This is a genomic window from Cytobacillus gottheilii, assembly GCF_018582665.1.
Lineage (GTDB): Bacteria > Bacillota > Bacilli > Bacillales > Cytobacillaceae > Cytobacillus > Cytobacillus gottheilii.
This window is the reverse complement of record NZ_CP071709.1, coordinates 492,659-517,500: the sequence shown is the minus strand read 5'-3', so window position 1 is coordinate 517,500 and position 24,842 is coordinate 492,659. Positions and strand designations below refer to the sequence as shown.

Annotated in this window: 19 protein-coding genes, 2 rRNA genes and 2 riboswitches (1 of these 23 cut by a window edge); all 21 genes read right to left on the bottom strand. The window is 41.0% G+C overall.

Annotation, left to right across the window (positions count from 1 at the left end):
- Window positions 1-517 (bottom strand): 23S ribosomal RNA (locus J1899_RS02605); it reaches 2,417 nt to the left of the window's first position.
- Between the two features lie 359 nt (window positions 518-876).
- Window positions 877-2,426, bottom strand: a 16S ribosomal RNA gene (locus tag J1899_RS02600).
- The 16S and 23S rRNA genes sit together here, the layout of an rRNA operon.
- 631 nt (window positions 2,427-3,057) lie before the next feature.
- Window positions 3,058-5,124 carry a glucose-specific PTS transporter subunit IIBC gene (gene ptsG / locus J1899_RS02595; protein ID WP_214477351.1) on the bottom strand — a complete coding sequence of 689 codons (2,067 nt, stop codon included), beginning with the start codon at window positions 5,122-5,124 and terminating at the stop codon, window positions 3,058-3,060.
- Window positions 5,125-5,332: 208 nt separating this feature from the next.
- Window positions 5,333-6,175 (bottom strand): glucose PTS transporter transcription antiterminator GlcT, encoded by an 843-nt coding sequence (gene glcT / locus J1899_RS02590; RefSeq protein ID WP_066450396.1) that lies wholly within the window; start codon window positions 6,173-6,175, stop codon window positions 5,333-5,335.
- 124 nt (window positions 6,176-6,299) lie between these two features.
- Entirely contained in the window at window positions 6,300-7,628 is a 1,329-nt protein-coding gene (locus J1899_RS02585; protein ID WP_066450399.1) for an NCS2 family permease, read from the bottom strand.
- A gap of 135 nt (window positions 7,629-7,763) precedes the next feature.
- Window positions 7,764-7,865, bottom strand: a riboswitch (purine riboswitch).
- A 91-nt stretch (window positions 7,866-7,956) separates the two neighbouring features.
- Window positions 7,957-9,477: a glutamine-hydrolyzing GMP synthase gene (guaA, locus tag J1899_RS02580; protein ID WP_180320301.1), complete on the bottom strand. Its 1,521-nt coding sequence runs from the start codon at window positions 9,475-9,477 to the stop codon at window positions 7,957-7,959.
- A 176-nt stretch (window positions 9,478-9,653) separates the two neighbouring features.
- Window positions 9,654-9,755: riboswitch (purine riboswitch) on the bottom strand.
- 64 nt (window positions 9,756-9,819) lie between these two features.
- A complete protein-coding gene (locus J1899_RS02575) occupies window positions 9,820-12,021 on the bottom strand; it encodes a transglutaminase TgpA family protein (RefSeq protein ID WP_214477349.1) in 2,202 nt (733 codons plus the stop codon).
- On the bottom strand, window positions 12,018-13,235 hold the full coding sequence (locus tag J1899_RS02570) for a DUF58 domain-containing protein (protein WP_214477347.1): 1,218 nt from the start codon (window positions 13,233-13,235) through the stop codon (window positions 12,018-12,020). Before J1899_RS02570 ends, J1899_RS02575 begins: the two co-directional genes overlap by 4 nt.
- Window positions 13,236-14,192 carry an AAA family ATPase gene (locus J1899_RS02565; RefSeq protein ID WP_066450420.1) on the bottom strand — a complete coding sequence of 319 codons (957 nt, stop codon included), beginning with the start codon at window positions 14,190-14,192 and terminating at the stop codon, window positions 13,236-13,238. It lies immediately after the preceding gene.
- A gap of 357 nt (window positions 14,193-14,549) precedes the next feature.
- On the bottom strand, window positions 14,550-16,253 hold the full coding sequence (locus J1899_RS02560; protein WP_214477345.1) for a transglutaminase domain-containing protein: 1,704 nt from the start codon (window positions 16,251-16,253) through the stop codon (window positions 14,550-14,552).
- A gap of 137 nt (window positions 16,254-16,390) precedes the next feature.
- Window positions 16,391-16,690: a hypothetical protein gene (locus J1899_RS02555; RefSeq protein WP_214477343.1), complete on the bottom strand. Its 300-nt coding sequence runs from the start codon at window positions 16,688-16,690 to the stop codon at window positions 16,391-16,393.
- Window positions 16,691-16,815: 125 nt separating this feature from the next.
- The gene (locus tag J1899_RS02550) at window positions 16,816-17,115 is read right to left on the bottom strand and encodes a hypothetical protein (protein WP_066450423.1); all 300 of its coding nucleotides are present in this window, start codon (window positions 17,113-17,115) and stop codon (window positions 16,816-16,818) included.
- Window positions 17,116-17,215: 100 nt separating this feature from the next.
- Window positions 17,216-17,782: a hypothetical protein gene (locus J1899_RS02545; protein WP_214477341.1), complete on the bottom strand. Its 567-nt coding sequence runs from the start codon at window positions 17,780-17,782 to the stop codon at window positions 17,216-17,218.
- 125 nt (window positions 17,783-17,907) lie between these two features.
- The gene (locus tag J1899_RS02540; RefSeq protein WP_214477339.1) at window positions 17,908-18,615 is read right to left on the bottom strand and encodes a hypothetical protein; all 708 of its coding nucleotides are present in this window, start codon (window positions 18,613-18,615) and stop codon (window positions 17,908-17,910) included.
- Complete coding sequence (locus J1899_RS02535) at window positions 18,612-19,013, bottom strand: pilus assembly protein (RefSeq protein WP_214477337.1); 402 nt, start codon at window positions 19,011-19,013, stop codon at window positions 18,612-18,614. The genes J1899_RS02540 and J1899_RS02535 overlap by 4 nt, the downstream gene beginning before the upstream one ends.
- The gene (locus J1899_RS02530) at window positions 18,979-19,449 is read right to left on the bottom strand and encodes a hypothetical protein (RefSeq protein WP_066450438.1); all 471 of its coding nucleotides are present in this window, start codon (window positions 19,447-19,449) and stop codon (window positions 18,979-18,981) included. Before J1899_RS02530 ends, J1899_RS02535 begins: the two co-directional genes overlap by 35 nt.
- A 14-nt stretch (window positions 19,450-19,463) precedes the next feature.
- Complete coding sequence (locus J1899_RS02525) at window positions 19,464-20,108, bottom strand: hypothetical protein (protein ID WP_066450440.1); 645 nt, start codon at window positions 20,106-20,108, stop codon at window positions 19,464-19,466.
- Window positions 20,101-20,478, bottom strand: coding sequence for a hypothetical protein (locus tag J1899_RS02520; RefSeq protein WP_214477335.1), 378 nt, complete (start codon window positions 20,476-20,478; stop codon window positions 20,101-20,103). Before J1899_RS02520 ends, J1899_RS02525 begins: the two co-directional genes overlap by 8 nt.
- A 636-nt stretch (window positions 20,479-21,114) precedes the next feature.
- Window positions 21,115-21,708: a hypothetical protein gene (locus J1899_RS02515; protein ID WP_066450444.1), complete on the bottom strand. Its 594-nt coding sequence runs from the start codon at window positions 21,706-21,708 to the stop codon at window positions 21,115-21,117.
- Window positions 21,701-23,407 carry a hypothetical protein gene (locus J1899_RS02510; RefSeq protein ID WP_214477333.1) on the bottom strand — a complete coding sequence of 569 codons (1,707 nt, stop codon included), beginning with the start codon at window positions 23,405-23,407 and terminating at the stop codon, window positions 21,701-21,703. The genes J1899_RS02515 and J1899_RS02510 overlap by 8 nt, the downstream gene beginning before the upstream one ends.
- A gap of 15 nt (window positions 23,408-23,422) precedes the next feature.
- A complete protein-coding gene (locus J1899_RS02505; RefSeq protein WP_246586560.1) occupies window positions 23,423-24,823 on the bottom strand; it encodes a vWA domain-containing protein in 1,401 nt (466 codons plus the stop codon).
- Window positions 24,824-24,842: the final 19 nt, after the last annotated feature.

Sequence of the window (24,842 nt, the reverse complement as noted above, 5' to 3'; positions counted from 1 at the left end):
TTCCCTCACGGTACTGGTTCACTATCGGTCACTAGGGAGTATTTAGCCTTGGGAGATGGTCCTCCCTGCTTCCGACGGGATTTCTCGTGTCCCGCCGTACTCAGGATCCACTCTGGAGGGAACGAAGTTTCAACTACAGGGCTTTTACCTTCTCTGGCCGGCCTTTCCAGACCTGTTCACTTACCTCGCTCCTTTGTAACTCCGTGTAGAGTGTCCTACAACCCCAAGAGGCAAGCCTCTTGGTTTGGGCTAATCCCGTTTCGCTCGCCGCTACTCAGGGAATCGCGTTTGCTTTCTCTTCCTCCGGGTACTTAGATGTTTCAGTTCCCCGGGTCTGCCTTCAATACCCTATGTATTCAGGTAAAGATATCATCCCATTACGGATGATGGGTTCCCCCATTCGGAAATCTCCGGATCAAAGCTTACTTACAGCTCCCCGAAGCATATCGGTGTTAGTACCGTCCTTCATCGGCTCCTAGTGCCAAGGCATTCACCGTGCGCCCTTTCTAACTTAACCAGTGTTCGGAAATCGATAAGCGGCGTATCTCTGCGTCAGCTCTCTCACTGTGCTCCTCACGTACCAACTTCGTACGTTCCGGTGCTCGTTCGGTCGCTTCCTTGATCTACTTGCTTCTCGCTTCCCTCACGGTTTGGTAAAAAGATGAGTTGGTAACACATACTTTTTACGCTCGTGGTTATTGCTCTTACTTAAAATAAATAAGAGAGAAAAAACTAAGATGGCGATTACTTGGTAATCTTCTTCTATTGCATTATCTAGTTTTCAAGGAACAAGTTATAATGAGAGATTGCTCTCTCAAAACTGAACGAACAAATAAAGACGTCTTTTAATGAAGATAAACTTCATTTCATCCTTAGAAAGGAGGTGATCCAGCCGCACCTTCCGATACGGCTACCTTGTTACGACTTCACCCCAATCATCTGTCCCACCTTAGGCGGCTGGCTCCAAAAGGTTACCCCACCGACTTCGGGTGTTACAAACTCTCGTGGTGTGACGGGCGGTGTGTACAAGGCCCGGGAACGTATTCACCGCGGCATGCTGATCCGCGATTACTAGCGATTCCGGCTTCATGCAGGCGAGTTGCAGCCTGCAATCCGAACTGAGAATGGTTTTATGGGATTGGCTAAACCTCGCGGTCTTGCAGCCCTTTGTACCATCCATTGTAGCACGTGTGTAGCCCAGGTCATAAGGGGCATGATGATTTGACGTCATCCCCACCTTCCTCCGGTTTGTCACCGGCAGTCACCTTAGAGTGCCCAACTGAATGCTGGCAACTAAGATCAAGGGTTGCGCTCGTTGCGGGACTTAACCCAACATCTCACGACACGAGCTGACGACAACCATGCACCACCTGTCACTCTGTCCCCCGAAGGGGAACGTCCTATCTCTAGGAGTGTCAGAGGATGTCAAGACCTGGTAAGGTTCTTCGCGTTGCTTCGAATTAAACCACATGCTCCACCGCTTGTGCGGGCCCCCGTCAATTCCTTTGAGTTTCAGCCTTGCGGCCGTACTCCCCAGGCGGAGTGCTTAATGCGTTTGCTGCAGCACTAAAGGGCGGAAACCCTCTAACACTTAGCACTCATCGTTTACGGCGTGGACTACCAGGGTATCTAATCCTGTTCGCTCCCCACGCTTTCGCGCCTCAGCGTCAGTTACAGACCAGAGAGTCGCCTTCGCCACTGGTGTTCCTCCACATCTCTACGCATTTCACCGCTACACGTGGAATTCCACTCTCCTCTTCTGCACTCAAGTCCCCCAGTTTCCAATGACCCTCCACGGTTGAGCCGTGGGCTTTCACATCAGACTTAAAGGACCGCCTGCGCGCGCTTTACGCCCAATAATTCCGGACAACGCTTGCCACCTACGTATTACCGCGGCTGCTGGCACGTAGTTAGCCGTGGCTTTCTGGTTAGGTACCGTCAAGGTACCGGCAGTTACTCCGGTACTTGTTCTTCCCTAACAACAGAGTTTTACGATCCGAAAACCTTCATCACTCACGCGGCGTTGCTCCGTCAGACTTTCGTCCATTGCGGAAGATTCCCTACTGCTGCCTCCCGTAGGAGTCTGGGCCGTGTCTCAGTCCCAGTGTGGCCGATCACCCTCTCAGGTCGGCTACGCATCGTTGCCTTGGTGAGCCGTTACCTCACCAACTAGCTAATGCGCCGCGGGCCCATCTGTAAGTGATAGCCGAAACCATCTTTCAGCTTAAGGACATGAGTCCAAAAGCATTATCCGGTATTAGCTCCGGTTTCCCGAAGTTATCCCAGTCTTACAGGCAGGTTGCCCACGTGTTACTCACCCGTCCGCCGCTGACTTCAGGGAGCAAGCTCCCATCTGTCCGCTCGACTTGCATGTATTAGGCACGCCGCCAGCGTTCGTCCTGAGCCAGGATCAAACTCTCCAAGAAAGAGTTGATTAGCTCTTGTGTACATCATGTACATTGTTGATTCCGAAGAATCTTTTTTAAACGTTGACGTTTTATTGTTCGTTCAGTTTTCAAAGAGCAATTTTAGCCGCTTCATTAGCGACTTTCTTATCATATCAGTTATTTTCATGTAAGTCAACAACTTTTTTCTTAGCTGTTTTAACGACTTCTGAATAACGACTGCTAAAATATAATAACATCAGACACCCAAATAGGTCAATAGAATTCTAATATTTTTTTAAAAAAATATTTCAGTAAAGTATTGAGCTCTTATTTAAGCAACTATAATTACCTTATTATAATTGTAATAGCGCTGCAAGAGTTATTATAAAAAGGGTTAATAATCTATATACCCTTATTAATGAATTTTAAACCCCTTCCTCATCAGATATCCTTACTGCTTAAATTCTATATCCCCAAAATATGCTTCTTATAATACTCCACCACCATCGTTCATTGAACAAGCACTCCAGCAGATTGGCGCCGCATGAAGGAAACGCACCAGTATTCTTAAGGAAATACACCATATATCTCTTATTCCTTCATTAATGTTTAGAAAAACAAAATGGCCAGCTTTCCACCAGGGAAGCTGACCACTTTCTTCTATTATATATTATTTTTCGATCTTGATGATTTCTTTGTCATTTAGATCAACATTGCCAGGTTTATTGATAACCACTTTTTCTCCTGATTGCAGATTTGTAAATACAATCGGAGTCATGATAGAAGGAGCATTTTGTTTAATATACTCAAGATCTACCTGCAGCAGCTGCTGACCTGCTTTAATGGCATCTCCTTCTTTGACAAATGTTTCAAAGCCTTGTCCTTTTAACTTAACTGTATCAATACCAACGTGGATTAAAATTTCTCTTCCACTGTCAGACAGTATGCCAATTGCATGTTTAGTCGGGAACAGATTAACGATCTTTCCATCTACCGGCGAAACGATTTTTCCATTGGAAGGAACAATTGCAAATCCATCACCCATCATTTTTCCAGAGAATACAGCATCCGGAACTTCTGTTATTGGTTTAATTTCACCTTTAATCGGCGATACAAAAGAATCTTCTTTATGTTCTGTTTGCAATGCCTCTGGGTTCACTTCTTCGATTTGCTGCTCCACTCCGCCTTCAGGAGCCTTTTCAACAACACGCGGTCTTTTACCGTTCATAATATCTTTCATTTGACCTTTTATTGTTTCAGAACGCGGGCCAAAGATAGCTTGAATATTATTTCCAACTTCGAGTACACCTGAAGCACCAAGCTTTTTAAGACGATTTTTATCAACGGATCCGATGTCATTTACCGATACACGGAGACGAGTGATACAAGCATCTAAATGCGAGATATTTTCTTTGCCACCCATTGCTTCTAAAACATCATACGGAAGATCTCCGCCTTTTCCTGAACCGGCTGTTGCTTCTTCCTCATCATCCTCAACCAATTCACGGCCAGGTGTTTTTAGATTAAACTTGCGAATTGCAAATCTGAATCCGAAATAGTAAATAACAGCAAACACTAACCCAACCGGGATCACGATCCACGCATTTGTCTGCGGGTTAATTAAACCGAATAAGATATAGTCAATGAGTCCGCCAGAGAATGTCATACCGATTTTTACATCCAATAAATGCATGGTCATAAAGGAAAGTCCAGCAAAGACTGCATGTATTGCAAAAAGAACTGGTGCAACAAATAGGAATGAGAACTCAAGCGGTTCTGTGATACCTGTTAAGAAAGAAGTAAGCGCTGCGGAAGCCATTAAGCCCCCAACAAGCACTTTTTTCTCTGGGCGTGCTTCATGATAAATCGCTAAAGCAGCTGCTGGAAGACCAAACATCATGAATGGGAATTTACCAGTCATAAACGTTCCAGCCGTTAGGTTTTGTACATTATCTGTGATCTGTGCCATGAAGATACGCTGATCTCCTCGAACTACTTCACCAGCATTTGTTAAGTATTCGCCAAATTCATACCAGAATGGAGAATAGAATATATGGTGCAATCCAAAAGGAATGAGAGAACGTTCTATTAAACCAAACACGAAAGCAGAAATTGTTAAATTTGCATGAACCATATTTTGTGAAAATGCATTTAATGCGTCTTGAATTGGAGGCCAGATAAATAGCATCACAACCCCAAGTATGACAGAAGCACCTGCAGTTACAATCGGCACAAATCGTTTACCTGCGAAAAATCCTAAGTAAGAAGGAAGCTCAATTTCAAAAAATTTATTATAAAGAGTAGCTGCAATGATCCCGACAATTATACCGCCAAACACACCTGTTTGCAGTGTTGGAATCCCTAGTACGTTTGCATAATTCAATCCATTGACATCTTCAGCAGTAATCCCTGCTGCTGTTCCCATTGTCACATTCATAATTAAGTATCCGATGATCGCCGCTAATCCGGCTACACCTTCTCCGCCAGCAAGCCCCACAGCAACACCAACTGCAAACAATACCGGCAAGTTAGCAAAAACAATATCTCCGGCTTTTTGCATTACGGATGCGATTAATTCAACCGTACTATTATCAAGAAACGGTGCCAGTTCTAATAACGTCGGGTTATTTAAAGCTGAACCCAGTGCTAGTAAAATACCGGCTGCCGGCAAGAGTGCAACCGGAAGCATTAGTGCCTTCCCTACCTTTTGCAGGACACCGAAAAGCTTTTTAAACATGTGTAAACCCTCCAAACAATATTTTTTTAGCTCATTAAGCGTTTTCAATAAGAATAAAAATACCGATAACAACAAAAAAGGCATGAGGAAAAAGGGATTATAATTGGATTCTATAGGGTAGGTTACCCTAAAAAACCCAAATCAATCATCCTTCTTCACTCATGCCTGATCGAATCAGTAACACGTGTAGAACGCATAATTTCATTAGTCATTTAATTTTATTTTGCAGCCTTTGCAAATGCATCGTCAAGTAGACTGCTTCTGCACTAAAGATAGGCTTTTTCAATTGCTGCTGCATAATCTTAATGAGCTTCCACGAAAGATTGTAACACACAGGATATTCTTCTTTCAAGAGGGAAGATATTTTTATCGGCTCTTCCACTTTTTCCCCTGTGTTAACCCTTTCAATTGTAAATCTGATATGGCGGACTAGACGCATATAATCAATACTATCCTTATCAATTTCAATATCGAGCTGGTCTTCAATCATGTTAACAATATGACTTACAAGCTGTGAATGCTGATTAACCTCTGACAAATCCTTATTAAGCATGGCACTATGAATGTGCAGAGCCACAAACCCTATTTCACCCTCTGGCAGGTGAATATCTGTTTTACGCTCAATGATCGCCACAACTTCCCTTGCAATATCATATTCAAAAGGGTAAAGCGTTTTCGTTTCAATCAGAAACGGGTTCTTCATTTCCATTCCATTCGCCAGCCGGGAAACGGCAAACATCAAATGGTCTGTCAGTGCAACATGAATATGTTCATTTAGAGAGTTTTTGGTGCGCTTCTTGATATAGTCAATCGAAGAAATAATAGCTTGATGAAGTTCATCCTCAACAAAGGGCAATAGCTTGATATAATTCTCTTTTTCTTTTTCATTTTTTAAAATAAATAATTTCTCTATCGCTTCGTCTGATATGATATCATCTTTATTTCGATTAAAACCAACACCCTTGCCAATAATGACAACTTCTCCAAAATCATCATGCGTGCCTATAATTACATTATTATTTAAAGCCTTTTTTATTCGATAATTATTCATACGCTCTCTCCGTCCAGCATTATGTACTTTATGTTATAAGAGCATCAATATGAAGTCAATTGTAATTTACAAGTCAATCATTTAAAAAGAGACCTGCCATTACACGACAGGTCTCCAGCCATTATTATTTTAAGAAAATAAAATATAGAACAAATACAACGAATAAGAAGTACATGATTGGATGGATTTCTTTTATCTTACCTTTTACAATCATCGTAATCGGATAGAAGATAAACCCGATCGCAATACCAGTTGCAATACTATATGTTAAAGGCATTGCCAAAATCGTTAAAAAGGCAGGAACTGCAATTTCAAATTTTGTCCAATCAATCTTTCCTAATGAAGCTACCATAAGAACCCCAACAATAATTAAAGCAGGTGCTGTTACCGCAGAAGTAACCACCGATAGAAGCGGCGAGAAGAACAATGCAATTAAAAATAACACACCTGTAACAACAGCAGCTAAACCAGTTCTAGCTCCAGCTGCAACACCAGCAGTTGATTCAATATATGAAGTAGTCGTTGATGTTCCAAGCACTGCTCCAGCAACCGTTGCTGTCGAGTCAGCAAGAAGCGCTTTTCCTGCACGAGGAAGTTTGTTATCCTTCATTAATCCCGCTTGGTTGGCTACCCCAACTAATGTACCTGCAGTGTCAAAGAAATCAACAAACAAGAACGTTAAGATCACTACCAGCATTTGTGTTGAAAAGAATGAACTATCACCAAAAGCACTAAAAGCAGCTCCGAATGTTGGGCTAACGTCAGGAATACTGCCAACAATTGCGTCAGGTTTCCCAACCAATCCAAAAATCATCCCAGCGACCGCAGTGATCACCATTCCGATAAAGATTCCGCCTTTAACTCCTCTTGTCATTAATATAACTGTAATCACAATACCGAATATTGCAAGCAAGACATTGCCATCACTTAAATCACCAAAGCCTAATAAAACAGCATCATCATTCACGATAATATTTGCATTTTGAGCACCAACAAAGGTAATAAACAAACCGATACCTGCAGAAACTGCATATTTAAGCTCAGCAGGAATGGCATTGATGATTTTTTCCCGAATACCTGATAAAGATAAAACAATAAATATCAGACCAGAGATCATTACTCCGCCTAATGCATGCTCCCAAGGAATCCCCATAGTCAGGACAACCGTATAAGCAAAGAATGCATTTAAGCCCATACCTGGTGCAAGCGCAACTGGGTATCTGGCAAGCAGCCCCATTATTAATGATCCAATTGCTGCAGCAAGCGCAGTTGCTACAAAAACAGCACCTTGGTCCATTCTCATTGATTCTGGCAGATCTGGCACATCCCCAAGTGATAATGTAAATGGATTTACAGCTAAAATATAAGCCATTGATAAGAACGTAGTCAGACCGCCAAGAATTTCACGGCGATAGTTTGTTCCAAGCTCTTCGAACTGGAAATACTTCTTCATTGTTTCTCCTCCTATGAATCTCTTTTTTAAAAACAAAAAAGCTCCGGCAAGCAACCGGAGCTAAGACTTTAAGGCGAGATTATGAAAGCTGCGGGCTAATAAGAATAAAGAATAATAGCTGATCATACCCGAAACTGTGCATAACACTTACCTCGTAGTCCAGCTATTTACGGCAGCTTGGTAGAAACTCTTGGGCCATATCCCCAAAATTATACGACGTATTACGACAAATATTTAATTCTTTTTTATTTTAGCAGTATAGGACTTTTGAGTCAATAAAAAACGAACATTTTCATGTTCGTTTTTTTAAAACGTTCGTATTTTGCAGTTATTCCCACTCAATCGTCGCAGGCGGCTTACTAGTGATATCATATACAACACGGTTAATATGATTTACCTCGTTTACAATTCTAGTGGAAATCAATTCAAGCACATCCCATGGAATACGAGCCCAGTCAGATGTCATGCCATCAATGGATGTAACAGCACGAATTCCAATTGTATAATCGTACGTTCTTGCGTCTCCCATTACTCCGACACTGCGAATGTCCGGAAGCACAGTGAAGTATTGCCAAATATCACGATCAAGTCCAGCTTTTTTAATTTCTTCTCTTAAAATCGCATCAGATTCTCTTACGATTTCAAGCTTTTCTTCAGAAATTTCACCTAGAACACGGATTCCCAGACCTGGTCCTGGGAAAGGCTGTCTCCAAACCACTTCATCGGAAATGCCAAGCTCAGTCCCCAGTGCACGCACTTCATCTTTAAATAGTGTGTTTAAAGGTTCAATTAATTTGAACTGCATGTCTTCTGGCAGACCGCCCACATTGTGGTGAGACTTAATCGTTTGCGCAGTAGCTGTGCCGCTTTCAATAATATCTGTATATAACGTCCCTTGAGCTAAAAAGTCAATTCCTTCAAGCTTAACCGCTTCATCATCAAATACATAAATGAATTCGTTGCCGATGATTTTACGTTTTTGCTCTGGATCGCTGACACCTTTCAGCTTGCTTAAAAATCTTTCTTTCGCATCAACCTTAATGACATTCATATTGAAGCCATCTGCAAAAGTCTTCATTACACTATCCGCCTCGCCTTTGCGAAGAAGACCATGGTCAACAAAGATACATGTCAGCTGATCACCAATTGCCTTATGAATAAGAACGGCAACAACGGATGAATCTACTCCGCCGCTTAAAGCGCAGAGCACTTTTTTATCGCCAACAGCTTGACGAATTTTCTCCATCTCAATTTCAATGAAATTCTCCATGGACCAATCACCAGTACAGTCGCAAACATTAAAGACAAAGTTCTTCAGCATATCATTTCCGTGTACAGAATGGCGAACCTCTGGGTGGAATTGTACGGCATATAATCCTTTTTCTTCATTGCTCATTGCTGCAATTGGACAAGATGGATTTGTGCCATCAACAGTAAATCCTGGTGGAGCTTCTACAACAAGATCTCCATGGCTCATCCAAACTACTTGTTCACTTGGCAGATCAGCAAATAGCTTTGATTCATTTTGTACATTTAAGACAGCTTTGCCATACTCACGATGCTTTGCCTGTTCAACTTTACCGCCAAAGTGCATAGTCATCAGCTGCATACCATAGCAAATACCAAAGATCGGTAAACCAAGATCAAAAATACGTTCATCACAGCGGAAAGAACCTTCGCCATACACACTGTTTGGACCGCCGGAAAAGATGATGCCCTTTGGATTTATTTTTTGGATTTCCTCAGCTGTAATCGTGTGAGGATGCAATTCACTATATACACCTAATTCTCTAATACGGCGTGTAATGAGCTGGTTATATTGACTGCCGAAATCCAGCACAATGATCATTTCTTGGTTTTGCAATTCTGTTTTCCCCGTCACGCTGTTCACCTCTTCAAGTAGTGTTAAGACCTATATGGTTGTTCATTGGTTCAATTTATAGCACCAGTCATTTTCGATAAAAAGAAAAAACCGCAATTCTGCTCTTCAAAAAAACTGAAGGCAGAATTCCGGCTTTATATGCTAAAGAGAATTACTGCCTTCATAGTCAGATCATTTACGGCGATCCGGTAGAGACTTTCGAACCATATTATCGAGGATATATGAAGGGTTGCTATATTTAATTTTGAACCAATGTTATTAAATCATTTTTTTCACTTAACCTATTTTAACAACAGGTTATTTTTACGGTCAAGCCATTGTCTTTTTAATTAAATTTTCCCACAATTCCTTCGTCTTTTTGAAACTATCTTCATCAAGCTTGCCTCTGTATAATAAAAGCTCATAGTTAGAGGTAAGCTCACCCATTTCATTGGAAGAAAAGAATTGATCAATATATGCAGCATAGTCTCTTAAAGTCTGTCCTTCCTTACGCTTTAGGCCATAGCGTTCCAGCTCTTTAAGAAGGATAAAATATGCCTTTGTAAAATCTTGATTGCTGCTGTTGTTTTTCAATTTCCAGACATAATAACGAGGAAGCCAGCGTCCTCTTTTCAGATAGAGAACCCATCCTATGGCGGCAGCGATTAGTATCCCCAGAATAATCCATAAAGTATTTCTGTCGACAAAGCTTTTAAATGAATTCCACATTGTTGTCATAGAAAATCCTTCTGAATTCGATGCTGTTTCTGTCACATCCTCCTCAAGCTCAGGAGTTTCAGCCTGCTCTGGAGTCTCAGGCTGCTGTGCTGGTGTATCTGTTTCTGTATCGAAGTTGTACTGTATATTATTAGTGAAGCCTTGTGTAGGCTCAAATGGTACCCATCCAACTTCAGGGAAGAAGATTTCCACCCAGGAATGGGCATTATTATTTGTCACTTCATATACACTCACGCCGCTGCCTGATCCTTCTATATAGTCTCCTTCTGTAAAACCCTTCACCCAGCGGGCAGGCATGTCAAGAGATCTTGCAAGCACGACCATAGCAGTTGAAAAGTTATCACAATATCCAATTTTTGTATCAAATAAAAATTGATCAACATAATCTTCATCTTCTCCAGGAACTGCCACATTTTGCTGGTCATAGGTAAAACCAGAGCTATTAAAATAGGACTCCAGTTCACGAGCCATATCAAACCAATTGTCCTCATCCTGTGTGATCTCAACAGCTAGATCTCGGACACGCTGCGGCAGACTTTCCGGCAACTGTGTGTATCTTTCGATTATCTCAGCCGGGAGCTCTGTTTCCCTATTTGATGACTGAAGTGTTGTCACACTATATTGAGAGGATTGATATGTGACCTCATATTCCGCTGCTGGTGTACTTCTGCCTGTTTGATTTTGGGTGCTGATTTTTTCAATTTCTGAATCAAGTGAATAGGTCAGCTCAGGATTCGTTGTAATCGTTTGAACACCTAGCGGGTAAGCAATATGATCATAATTCATAACATTTAAAACAGAGCTGGTTCTTTCTGTCTTTTCAGAAGTCACATCTTCTGTAAGCTCTGGAATAGGCACGATCTCATCTGCCCCAAAGAACACTTCACCTTCATCATCTTCCGACCGTATCCAGCCTTTTCCAGTATAAATATCCTTCGTTTCGATCTTCCAATAATGACGTGATTGCATTTCCGTTCTCATCACTAGTGTGTCATCACCAATAAACGGCCCGCCTAGCTGAGAATCATTTTCTCCATATCCAATCTTTTTAATTCCAGGACCAGGACCTCCGCTATCCTCGCTATACGATTGAATAAACGGCACAGGATCTGGCCAAATAGGATCGGCCTTTGGAGCAGCTAGTCCAACCCCAACACTTAAAGCGATCATAATGGCAAGCGGGAGCATCCACTTGCGCGAGAAATGAAGAGAGGCTTTTACCCCTTCCTTTTCCAGGTATCGATAGTAGGTTAAGATCCCCATGGCAGCGAATCCTAAAATGATGGTTCGAACGATCGCCATATCCGCTTCATACGGTGTAAACGTATCTAAAACGGTGATATAGATCATCGTCATAAAGAAGAAAATAAAGATTTGCCTTCTGTTCATCAGCCAATAATGAACCAGATAGGTCATCAGCCACAAAAGCACAAAAAATAACAGACTGCGAAAATGATTTGTAAGACCTGGCCAATCCCGGTTAAGGATCGTCTCGGAATTAGTGAAGATATCCTCCAAAAACGAACCTGCCCATGAGAGCGACAGAAACGAACCTTCTCCATATAAAAAGTGAAGGGCATATAAAATAAATACGATCTTAACAATACCGCTCAATATAATCGGTGTACCTAAGTAGGCTAATAGTAACGATACTCCTGCAAACATTATAAATAGCCATATATTTGAGGTGTCTGTCAGCTGTTCAACTGGCCTTAACCATTCCCACAGCAGCAGAAATCCAATTGTGTATAAGATCAGTGTCGTTAAATCTCTTTTCACATCACGTATTTTCAAGCTTTTCTCACCTCCGAAAAAGCTTCGGAGAAGTTGCCGTCATGAATCATCACAACACGAATACCTCTCGCCGAGCTTTCAGACTTCAAAGCAAGCTCCAATTCTGTCGAAGAATCATTTTTTCCTTTTATTAAGAAAATCGTTACGATTCCTTTGCGGGAAGAGAAGTAACCAGCTTTCTCAATTAATGCCTTTGTTAACTCCCCTGTCACAAGCATTAAATTGAAGTTTTGCTGTGCGAGAAATTTTTCAGTTTCCAATACACGATCAAACGACACAGCGCTCTCGTCTCTCAGTTTCGCAAGATGATAAAAGAGCTGCTGCTGCTGCGTCTCTCCTCCGCGAATCGGAAAAGCAGCCCGATCAGCCGAAGAAGTCAAAAAGCCAACTTGAGCACCTTTGCGCAAAATGGCTCTCATAATAGAGGCCGAAAACGATACAATTGCTTCAAAGGAACGATGCGGCGAACAGTCCATCATAATATAAACATCATGAGATTGGCGCTGCTCAAATTCCTTTGTCATAATATCATTGCGTTTTGCCGTCGCCTTCCAATTTATCCAGGAAAAACGATCACCCGGCTGATATTCTCTAATGCCAATCGCCATCGATGTATCTCTCTGCACACGCTCTCTTGAAGCAGTCATTCCTTGATCGTAATGATTTTCAAAAGGTTTATAAATTAGTTCTTCATAAGATGGATAAACAACAAATCTGGCTTCTGTTTTGACAATGATCTCTTTTTCAATTAAACCGAGCGGATCCCCTGTTTTCAACCGAATAGCAGGAATAATATGCTCGCCTCTTGGCAGACTTTCAAGCACATATTCATAAGATAATTTTTTTTGAAAGCCAGGGAACATGAGCGTTTTTGATTTATTGACCATTCCAAACTGATTTAACTTTTCATCGATACAATCTTCAACCACAAGAAAGAAAAGCGGAAACTGAATAGATCTTTCAAGCTCAATCGATACCTTCAGCTGTTCACCTGCATTAAACTCGTGTTTCGATAATGAACGCACGGCTTCAATCCGCTGAAATGGATAGAAAACGAGGAATAACCCATACAAGGCAAAAGGCAGGAAGCTGTAAAATAAAAACCAGCTGACAAACCCGCCTTGAAACATGGCATATGAAAATGTAAGGATGATCAAGAAAAAGAGCACAACTAATTTCCAAACACCCTTTAATACCTTAAGAGATTGCTTCATTTATTTCACAGCCCTTTGAACTGGAACAGGAGTCCTGGCAAGAATACGATCAATGACATCCCCCGATGTTATCCCTTCAAATTTCGCTTCAGATTTAAGTATTAACCGATGCTCAAAAACAGCTGGAGCTAAATATTGAATATCGTCCGGCAGCACAAAGTCTCTTCCATTTAAGAAGGCATACGCCTGAGCAGCCTTCATTAATGCGATGGATCCGCGGGGACTTACCCCAAGATAGACATTTCCATGACTTCTAGTCCGTTCAGCAATTTCAACGATATATCTTTTAATCGTTTCATCTACATGCACTTCTTTCACCTGCATTTGCAAGTCCTTTAGCTCCGCCAAATCAATTGCCGGCTCTAATTCCTCAAGTGGTGAAAGCCTTTGAACACTATTCAGCACCTCAAGCTCTTCGGCTGCATCAGGGTATCCCATTTTCATTTTTAATAAAAAACGGTCCAGCTGTGCTTCTGGAAGCGGATAGGTTCCTTCATATTCAATTGGGTTCTGTGTAGCCATAACAAAGAAAGGTTTCTCTAAACGATGTGTAACACCATCAATCGTGACACTGCCTTCCTCCAAACCTTCCAGCAATGCGGATTGTGTCTTGGGAGAAGTACGGTTAATTTCATCAGCCAAAATAATATTCCCCATAATTGGACCTGGACGGAATTGAAATTCCATTTCTTTTGGATTATAAATAGAAACACCTGTCACATCAGACGGAAGAAGGTCTGGTGTAAATTGAATTCTGCGAAATTGCGCTCCTACTGATTTCGCCAGCGTTCTAACCATCATGGTCTTTCCCACACCTGGAACATCCTCGAGCAATACATGACCTTCCGCCAGCAGTGCAACAAGACTAAGCTCTGCAACCTGACGTTTTCCAATAATAACCTTCTCTATATTCTTGAGCACCCGCTCAATGGCTGGATGCATATTTTCTCTCCCCATAATTACCTCCTAGTCCTCACCTCAGCAAGGAAAATTGTCGAAATGAATCCTCTACCTAATAAATTCTACCTAAATGAACAAAGTCCTGTTGTAAATTCAAAACGTTGTGAATAATCAGTTGAAATAACACTTCTTTATTATAACAGGAACTGGGAAAAAACTGCTTGCGAAACAGTCTTGAAGGTGGGAAGAAAATTCTGGGTCTTTTTCTTCAGACTAATCTTTGTCTATGATTCAACTCTTTTACTCTACCTTATATTGTCCCTAAAAAAGATCAGTAATTTTTTCCTTAAACAAAAAATAGCTTATCTATAACAATGCGGACTGCCCTCATAGGTCAGTCCGCAAACTACTAATCTAATATGCTACACCAGTGCGAGTATGCGTCTTAGCAAACTCATCTGGATTTGGGTCAAAATAGTCTTCATTGTATTTTGCTGTAAAAACGCCATCGTCCACATAGCCAGAACCCCATGTCGGATCCATTGTCAGCCAGTTTCCATCCACCTTCGCTTCTACCCATGCATGATTGCCAGGCAATATGCCGCTTCCTTTCGCCTTACCTTCTATAAATCTAGCTTCAATATCAGCAGCACGCAGCATGGCGATCGCTAAATACGCATAATCCTGACAAACGCCTTTTTTTAGATCCAGAACTTTCAATGCACTGTCATCCCAATTAAAATTATCTGTTTCATATTTTTCAACATCATATGCAATATTTTTAGCTACATATTCATAGACAGCTTTTACTTTTTCCCGCTCACCAGCACTGCCGCCGGTTACTTCCTCTGCCAAGCTGATGATTTGCGGGTCATCGGACTGCACACCTCTTGATGGCAGAAGATCCCGCTCATCTGGTGCAGTGGAATCAACATGGAACTTCGCGAAGCCAAAGTATCGGAAATAGTCACTATTCTCCTCTTTTATCTCAGGAACACTCACCGTCACTTCATATGTGCCCGGACCAAATCTTAGATGAAAGGAATCATTAAATTGGTAATCCTCAACAGGTATGACATCCAATGCTTCATCTTCCCCTTTTTTGGTTGTGATATAGATATGATCTGTTTCAGGACCAAATTCTGCGTTAGGGTCAATCGTTCCTTTTACCTCATAGACTCCATCTGTTTCTTCTCCTCCATATTGAGGAAAATCAAGAGTTACTCCACGCTCCATATATGTCTTTGAGTATTCAATTGGCTCCATTATTTGATCTGACTCGTTATCTATTAAAAGCGTTGTTGCCGTTTGGTAATAATTTTCCCGCTCTTCATCTGGCACAAGCACTTCAAGCTCGTGAAGGCCTGCTCCATAGAAAAGAGGAACGTCATATGAAAACTCGCCGCCATCGAGCGGGATTACATGCTTCCATGTCTCGCTGTCTTTCCGCAGCACAAGCATTAAGGTGTCATCATCCGTTAATTCCGTCACTGCTCCTTTTAAGGAGAATATCTCATCTTCCTGCAAATAACTTGTGTCTCCTTCAAGGTTCAATCCGGCTTCAAATCCAAATGGCGTATAGCTGATATCCCTATTCATATCTGGATTCACATTTTCAACTGTAAATTTAGCTGTATCATAATAATAGTTATCACGATCCATACTCGGCACCTGAACCTCGACGCGATACTCTCCTTCACCGTTAAAGAAGCGAACATCCTGTTTAAATTCCCCATCAGCAATCGGTGCATAATACTCATGCTTATCACCCGCAGGGCCTTCCTCGTCTGCATAAATTTTTATCCAAACGTAGTCTGACTTCAACTCAGCATGCTTTTCAATTGTGCCTTCAACGGTTACCTTGCCGTTTGCAGCAAAATGCTTATATGCAGGCTCGGCAATTTTCGCTCCTACTTCTTCGCTATAAGAAGTTAGCTCAAGCGGTTCGAGCTCCAGTTCCTCATTTTTCTCTTGTGCTAACTGGTCATATTGATCAGTCTTCTCTGTCTCCTCTTCTTCTTGGTTATTAGTGCTATCAGTTTTATCAGCACAGCCAGCTAAAAGAAGCAAACACGCCGATAAAAAGAGCATGAATAACCATGGTGCTTTTTTAATCATGTTTTTCCTCCCTTTGCGCTTATTTCTTATGTATGTTTACGGAATTTCAGTAGAAAGGTTTCTGGGTAAAATTAACCAATCCCGGTTTTATCACGTGAACTAAATGATTAGCAGGCTGGCATGGTGAAAAACTTAGTCTATTCTCCAATTAAAGACATTCCTAATCGATAGGATATAAACCCAATTCCCAGCACAATCCCAAAAATAACAGACCTTCTGTTTACCCTCTTTTTCCCTTCAGCATCAGGTGACACCGCGGTTCCGATCATAATGAGACCAATGATCATAAAAGGAAATGCAACACCAACATGTAAAAGGAACATATCCCCAGTCATTTTTCCTTCTTTTTGTTCCTCTAGGTAAAGTCCTCCAAGGGAGATCCCATAGATTGCAAGATTATATAAAATTGATAAGATTAATAAAGTTCGTTTTGTCATTTAATAACCTCGCTTTCACAAAGGTCTCTTTTATAAAAGATGAATTAATCACCGCCATCCCTAATCCATAAGATAATATGTTCGAAATTATAAATTCTTCCGCACCTTATTTACACAGATTTAATTTAATCATTAATGAATGACATCCCCACTCGATATCCCAGGAATCCAATCGTCAATACGATTCCAAACAATACAGACTTTTTATTCACCCTATCATCGCCATTCCTATTAGGAGATATAGCTACCCCAGTCATAATAACACCAATTATCATAAACGGAATTGTAGGAAAGGCTATATATAGAGCTGATTCTCTGGATATTTCGCCATTTGCTTTTTCCTCGAAATAAAGAGGGAGCATAATCCCAAGCCAAATAACCGCGTTATAAATAATTGAAATGATTAGTAAAGTTCTTTTTTTCATTAAATGACCTACTTTTTTCAAAGTTTATCTCTTTGATTAAGCTGCTGCACCAACAGTTATATTATAGAAGATTAAAATTCTATAATATAAACTCCTGCTTTTACTCTGACCGTTTCAATGTCAAACGAAAACTTGCGTGAGCTAAAGCAATCACAATAAGAAACAAAACAAACACAATAGTTAATACAAGGCTTGCCCCGAAACCATTTACAGACCAATACCCAATCGCCGCAGCCGCCGCGCTTCCCAAATAGGCAAAGGAAACAATCGTCTTCCCAATCTTCGTACGAGGTTCATTTGCTTCTGTTAGGACAAAATTCGGGAATCTAAGTGCAATAAAAATGGTTAAGATTAACATCACGAGCAAAATGCTTGAAATCACGACGCCACCGCCGGCTCTTATGATCGTCAAAGCCATAAACACAGAAGTAAGGTCAAGATAAATTACTGTAGCCAATCCTCTAAACCCTAAATAATAATGCCACTTTTTTATCTTCATCAGAACTGATAATACAATCATCAAAAAGATCACTGCACTGCCAATAAACACGGCAATGGGCTCTGCTTCTGGATAGAACATAAAACCTAAAATCGCTAAACTTGGTAAGATCCATAGATAGATGATATTATCAGCGAGCGGATCCTCACGATATGCTCCTAAGTTCATTATAAACACCTCTATTTTACTTAAAAAGCAGCCAGACTGTTTATCGATCTGCTAATAGAATGGACACTGAATGCGAAAAAAGAACTGAACCTGCTGCAAATAAAGGTCAGTTCTTCCGTTTGATCTTATTCTGATTCTTCTTCAGGGATTTCTGGGAAGCTCATGCCGCTTGCATATACATTTTCCATATAAGCAAGAGTTGGTCCATACCCTTTTTGCGGAATATCTTCTATAAATCTGGAAATATACTTATTATCCGAAACAGATTCAAATCGAACCGTTGATTCCACCTCAACACGCCATTTATCAAGAGAAAATGAGATCACTGTGTCCTCTGTTCTGGCATGATTACTGTTAATAACATTCATGACAGCGGAACGAACTAAAGCTTCTGCCCCAGCTTTCGTTTCTGATAATTCTCTTCTTAATTCTTGTTTTAAAAAACCATTCCAATTTAACCTGCTTTTTGTCAAAATATCGTTTGCCGCTTCAATATAGGCAGCCGACTCATCACGGCCGCTGTTTACATATTCATTCTTTTTCTCTTCAATTAAGGCGGAGATCGGCTTTCCATCTGCTAATTCATTTTCATGCAATTCTCTTATTAACAAGTAGTTCGGATTTCTTTCATAGTTCTCAATGGCTTGTGCTGTATTTTCTATGAGTACTGCCGTTCCTGCTAAAGCGGCCTGCTCTGCGGAAAGACTGCTATGCTCTTTTACAATATAGACTTTTACTATATTAATCGTCAGGACAAATATGATTGCCACGATCCCAAGGAGCCACAGCATGAAAATCGCGGCATTTCCTCTTTCATTATTCAGCCACTTCATTCTGTATACAAAACCTTTCCAAATGCTTCTTCATCCAGTTCGAAGGTTGCCTGCTCCCTCCACCGATCCGGTACAAAGCTTAATTTGTGCTCTGCGTATAGAACAAGCTTGAAATCACCATTACTCGAATATTCTCGAATCAGATTTTTATAGGATAAAACACTGCTGGATCCAATTGATTCCTGCGCTGTTTGAATTGCTTCCTGAAGATCATTGGTAGCTGCATAGGTCTTCGCGGCGTCATTCGCTGCCGTTTTAGCGGTGAAGACTGCATAACCTGTGCCAACCACTTGCCAAAGGAGCAAGAAGAATAGAAAGAAAAACGGCAAAATCCCTAAGAATTCTAAACTAATTGCCCCATCCTCATTTTGCCATTTGGGGCGCAAGAGCTTTTTCATTGATATCAACGTCCCCTAACCTGTTCAATTTATACTGGATATACCAAACATGAAATAATACAAGAAGCCAAGAGGCAAATAATTTTTCCTCATATGCATCTTCTATAATTGTTTTTAAACGAAAGACAGAATAATAGAGTATTCCTAAGAAATAATAGGAAAATATCATATCAATTGAATCAAAAAGGGCTACTCCATATGGTGTCAGAAAAATTGGACCAATAAACTTATATAAAAAGGATAATGAGAGAAGAACAAGAAAGACTCCCCACCACTTAAACGGGATATACCCAGAACCTTCATACTCTCTTATGGCGTGGCGTCTGCTTAAGAACCAGTAGGCTAAATACACACCTAGAGTTAAAATTGAAAATAATACAACTAACGCAACATGCACTTGTTTAAACCCGGTTTCTGTTTGTTCTGTTTCTGTCATTTTCTTCACCTTCTTTACGCAAAATCTTTTCGATATTTAAACGTTAAATAGAAATATACTACCGGAAAAATGAGTGAATTAATTAAGGCACGAAGAACAATAAAGACCAGTGTGTTATTCTCAAAGCCTCCAAGCAAGTATAACGATCCTGACCAAACGAGCACATTCAAGGAAACAATAATGAGAACATCGATAAATAAAAATATATGCTCTCTTTTAATAATCTCCCAAACCCCTTGCATCGCATCCTTAATACTTTCGCGATCCGCATATAATGGAAAAAGTAGAATAATCAGCACTGCTATTAAACTTGGAATAAAGAGGAGTAGGGATCCGAACATTCCAATTGCGAAAAATACAATCGTAATGGCAGCCACAAATCCGAATTTCATGATAAAAAAAGACAGAATTTGCTTTAAATTCACCTCTTGTTCAGTTCGATCCATTTTAGCTATGAGAAAAAAGGGAGGGAATAAAATAGTGAAGTTTAAAACCCATAATGCTAAAGCAGGAATGTTTGCATATTCCAGTGTATTTAAATTCATTATGTAAACAATCGCAGCATAGTTAAAGAACGTAATTGGCACAACTAAGATTAAACATATCAGCAGTATATTGATGATATTTCGATTGTATAGGTCCGCTACATCTCTAAGCATAGGTTTCTCCCCCTCTCTTCTCCATTATTTTTACCGTTACGAATGTTGCCAGCAGTGACAATGCTGTGTTGTAAACCAGACTGCTGTTGATTTCGGCTGGGTCAGCCAAAACCATAACATCCAGCAAATAGATTGCGGCAACTAAGTTTAAAACTGTTAACGTGACACTTAGCATAAAACTTGCAAAATACGGCGTTTTTTTATTCCACATAGGTGCCAATACTCCGGCTAACAGATAACAAAAGAAATACATTATAGCCAGCAAAGCTCCCATATGATTAAGTCCCACGAAACCCAAAACAAAGGAAAGGGCGATAAACACAAGTAAAACAATGCCTAACGTTTTTAAAAAACCGGAGAAACTAAACATCTCTTACACCCCCGTATTCAAAGAAATTTTCACCTAACAGCTGGCTGCACCTAATTATTGCAGCTTATTACGATTTAAATATGACTCCTTTTTTTCCATTTTATGGTGTTTCGAGGCGTGATTACCGCTTAAACACGACTCTCTTTTCCAGTTACTGGCTTTTTGTGGCGTGATTACGGCTTAAACATGACTCGAATTTCCAAGTTTTAGTGTTTCGTGTCTCGATTACGCCTTAAACATGACTCCAATTCCCAAGTTTTGGCGTTTCGTGTCTCGATTCCGCCTTAAACACGACTCCCTTTTCCAGGCTTTTGTGTTTCGTGTCTCGATTACGCCTTAAACATGACTCCAATTCCCAGGTGTTGGTGTTTCATGTCTCGATTACGCCTTAAACACCACTCCAATTCACAGGTTTTGGTGTTTCGTGTCTCGATTACGCCTTAAACACGACTCCCTTTTCCAAGTTTTAGGTTTCATGTCTCGATTACGCCTTAAACACGACTCCAATTCCCAATTTTTGGTGTTTCGTGTCTCGATTACGGCTTAAACACCACTCCAATTCCCAAGTTTTAGTGTTTCGTGTCTCGATTACGCCTTAAACACGACTCCTTTTCCAGGTTTTGATTTTAATAGCACCTATTTTAATTCAGCTGGCTTTTTTAATAATGCTGTTGACACAAAAGTCAGTAATAAACCCAGCAAATAAGCAAATGTTGCAACAAAAAAGGCGCCCGAATGATCATTCATGCTCGCTAAAATAACCATCTCCTGGCCATATCGGAAGGAGAAAGCCCCAACAATCAAAAAGATCACCAGCACAAGCATGACACCAAGATATAATTTGGACTTCTGCGGATTATAGAAGGCTTGAAAAATAACTTCTTTCCTATAAAGCGCATATGCGACTACAAGCAAGTATGCGATCAAGATTAGCCAAAATGGTACGCCCTCTGTTAAACGGAATAAAGGGAACACCGCAAATAATCCCAAAGTAGCTACGAGTAAAAAAGCTGTTAAGGAATTAAACCGGACAATCTCCATATCCTTCTTCCACCAAGTCCAGGCGATCACAGTCTCAATCGCTGTAATCAGCATGAATAACAAAAAGATATTAAGTGACCCCGAGGGGATTAGGCTCAAAATAGTCCCCATTAAGAGGTTTGAGCCTAATAAATACATGCCATTTCCATCAAAGAATTTCTTTGCTGTTCTCTCTACATCTTTAACCAAATAAACCACCCAGTTTCTTCAAGCCACCGCCAACCCAATCGTAGGCTTTTTTAATTCCATCTGAAACAGCTTTCTTTACCTTTCGGCCGGTAGCTGTTCCATTAATTAAATAAGTGGTTCCTATACCTGCCAGTAAACCAGCTCCTGCTCCAACAATTGTTCCAAGTCCTGGGACAACCGATCCAGCGACTGCACCAGCTGCCATACTGGAAGCCACACTTCCAATACCAGTTGATACAACACCAACAGCCACATCTGTAGTTAAATCGGCAGCAAAGTTGGTAGAAGCAAGACCGATATCACTCTTAGATCCCCAGCCATAATCAAATACACTGCTCGCAGCTGTAGTAATATAACCGACAGGACCGCTCAGCTTTAGCATATTGCTCTTGGCAAAGAAATCTTTATTAAACACACTTGTGCTCAGCCAGTTTTTTGGATTGAAAACTTTGCTGCTGAACGGGCTCCAGCTGTTTTTAATCGAATTTTTGACTGAATTTCCAACATGGCTCCAAAAGCCTCTATCAGTCGGTCTCAGTTTTTTGCTATCCAAAAAAGCATTCAGTCTTGTTTCACTAATTCTTCTTGAGTTTGGTCCGAGATTTCTCTCTTCCCCATTAAAGGTGTAATTTTTATATCTCTGATATAAATTATCAAGCAAGCTATTGTTATAGCCATTTTTCCCATAGATCGCATAGTTAGAAGTTCCCGGAATCGGAGCATATTTAAATCCAGCAGCCATAGATAATACTGCACCAGCTACATCCCGATTCAGAAAACCTAAGCCAAATGATTTAAAGTCACCAATCGCTCCAGTCACATGACTAAAAATTCCTTTAGAGCCATCAGTTGATTTAAATATGACATTATACCAAGGAGGAACATCACCTGCATCAGAAGAATTCCCCATTGGCGCGTTTCCGCCATTACCTGCGTTACCATTAGCACCATTTCCGCCATTCGCTGCGTCGCCACCATTAGCGGCATTTCCGCCATTCGCTGCGTCGCCACCATTGGCTGCATTTCCACCATTCGCTGCGTCGCCTCCGTTAGCGGCATCCCCGCCATTCGCTGCGTCGCCTCCGTTAGCGGCATCTCCGCCATTCGCTGCATCGCCTCCGTTAGCGGCATTTCCGCCGTTCGCCGCGTTGCCTCCGTTAGCGGCATTTCCGCCATTTGCGGCATCGCCACCGTTAGCGGCATTTCCGCCATTTACTGCGTTGCCTCCGTTAGCGGCATTTCCGCCGTTCGCTGCGTCGCCTCCGTTGGCTGCATTTCCGCCATTCGCCGCGTCGCCACCGTTCGCTGGGTCGCCTCCTGCAATGGCGTTGCCACCTTGAACGGCATTACCAGCGTTAATTGGGTTTCCCTGCCAATAAAATGAACTTGGCGGTGCTGGAGGTGCATTCGGGATCATAAATGACCCCAGATTAAGTGGTGAACCCGGTAAAATAGGCTGCCCTGATACTCCACCAGCATTTCCACCATTTACTGGATCTCCTGGATCATATGCCTTACCGGGAATAATAAAAGTCCCTCCTGAAATTGGCTTACCTGGAGAAATGCTTTTCCCTGGTGAAATCGGCGTTCCAGGTGAGATAAAGCCAGCTGCTCCTGCAACTGCCGGAAAGGCACTCCAAAAGATGAGTACACCAATCATAAGCAATGCTGCAACACGATTAAACACTCTTTCTCCCAAAAATACTCACCTCACTTATTGAGCATTAGTCTGATATTTTTCCTCTAGTGTTTGTAATGCTTCACTATAGCTTTTTTCGTTTAAGGCTTTGAGCTCCTCATTAAACTGATCAATTTCTTCTCTGATCCAATCATGATATTCCGTGTTTTTCTGCTGTAAGTAATCTCTTGCTTCATTGCTTATTTTTTCATTTTGCGCCATCTGTGAAACAATAAGATTTATAATGGATTTCTCTCTTGTTGTTTTGGATTTTTCCTCAGTGATATACACAAATATATCAAGACTATTATTCACCCTTTTGTAATCAAGGCTTTGCTCACCCTGCTCTTTCCACTTTTCCCATGTCTCTGCCAAATCACTTACTTTCGCAAGCTCATCGCTTAACTCATTTCCATCAGCAGCATAAGTGTAAATACCCTCCGTCACATCAGCAATTTCTCTAAGCTGATTTTGACCTTCATTATCAACATCGAACCCAATGACATTCACAATTGGTTCAATATTTGAATCGTATAGCTGCTTTGCCGCCTCTACTGGCTGGTCTTCACATGTAGAAACACCATCACTGACCAAATAAACAATATTTGTGTTATTTGCTCCATCAAACTCTGATAGATCTTTCTGTGCTTCAGTTAACGCTAATTCGATTGGTGTCCATCCACTTGGAGTAACTCCATCTAAAGCTGTTTGAAATGAGGATTTCTCATAAGATGAAATCGGATAAATAATCTCACTGCTGCTGCATGATAATGGCTTATCAGCTTCTTTGCTGCTTCCTTCATGACCATAAACTCTAATACCTACTTTTGCATCATCAGGAAGTGACTCAACAAACTGCAGAATTGATTCTTTAGCTGCGTCCATCTTTACATCTCCATTCACCTCTGCTGCCATACTCCCCGAAGCATCCAGAAGAATTTCAACATTTAGATTCTCTTTAAACTGATATCTTGAATCTGCCTGCTCTGGATTTCCTATAGACTGAAAACGCAACTGTTTAATCGCTTCTTCTGGACCTTTGTATTCTTGCTGAACCTTTTTCAGAAGCTCTTGGTAGTAATAATCTAACTCTTCATTCGATGCATCTTCTGGCAGTTCCGGAAGGTCATTGAATGTATCTAGCATTCTTTGAATATCTTCATCATTTAAATTAAATGTGAAATCATGATGTTCACCGACTGGCTTTGCAGCTAACTCTTCATATGTTTCAGGAAGAGGTTCAATATCTAATTCAGGTTCTTCTTCATCAGACTTATTTGATGCATCATCTTTCTCGTCATCTTCTGCATTAGCAGAAACTTGCGCATCATCATTGTCGGAATTAACCTGATCTGGCTCATCTTGATTGTTGCTGCAGGCAGCCAAAAAAAGGATAAAGATTATGAGAATGGGAAGGGTCCTTTTGGTATATGTCAATTTTTTAACCACCTTACAA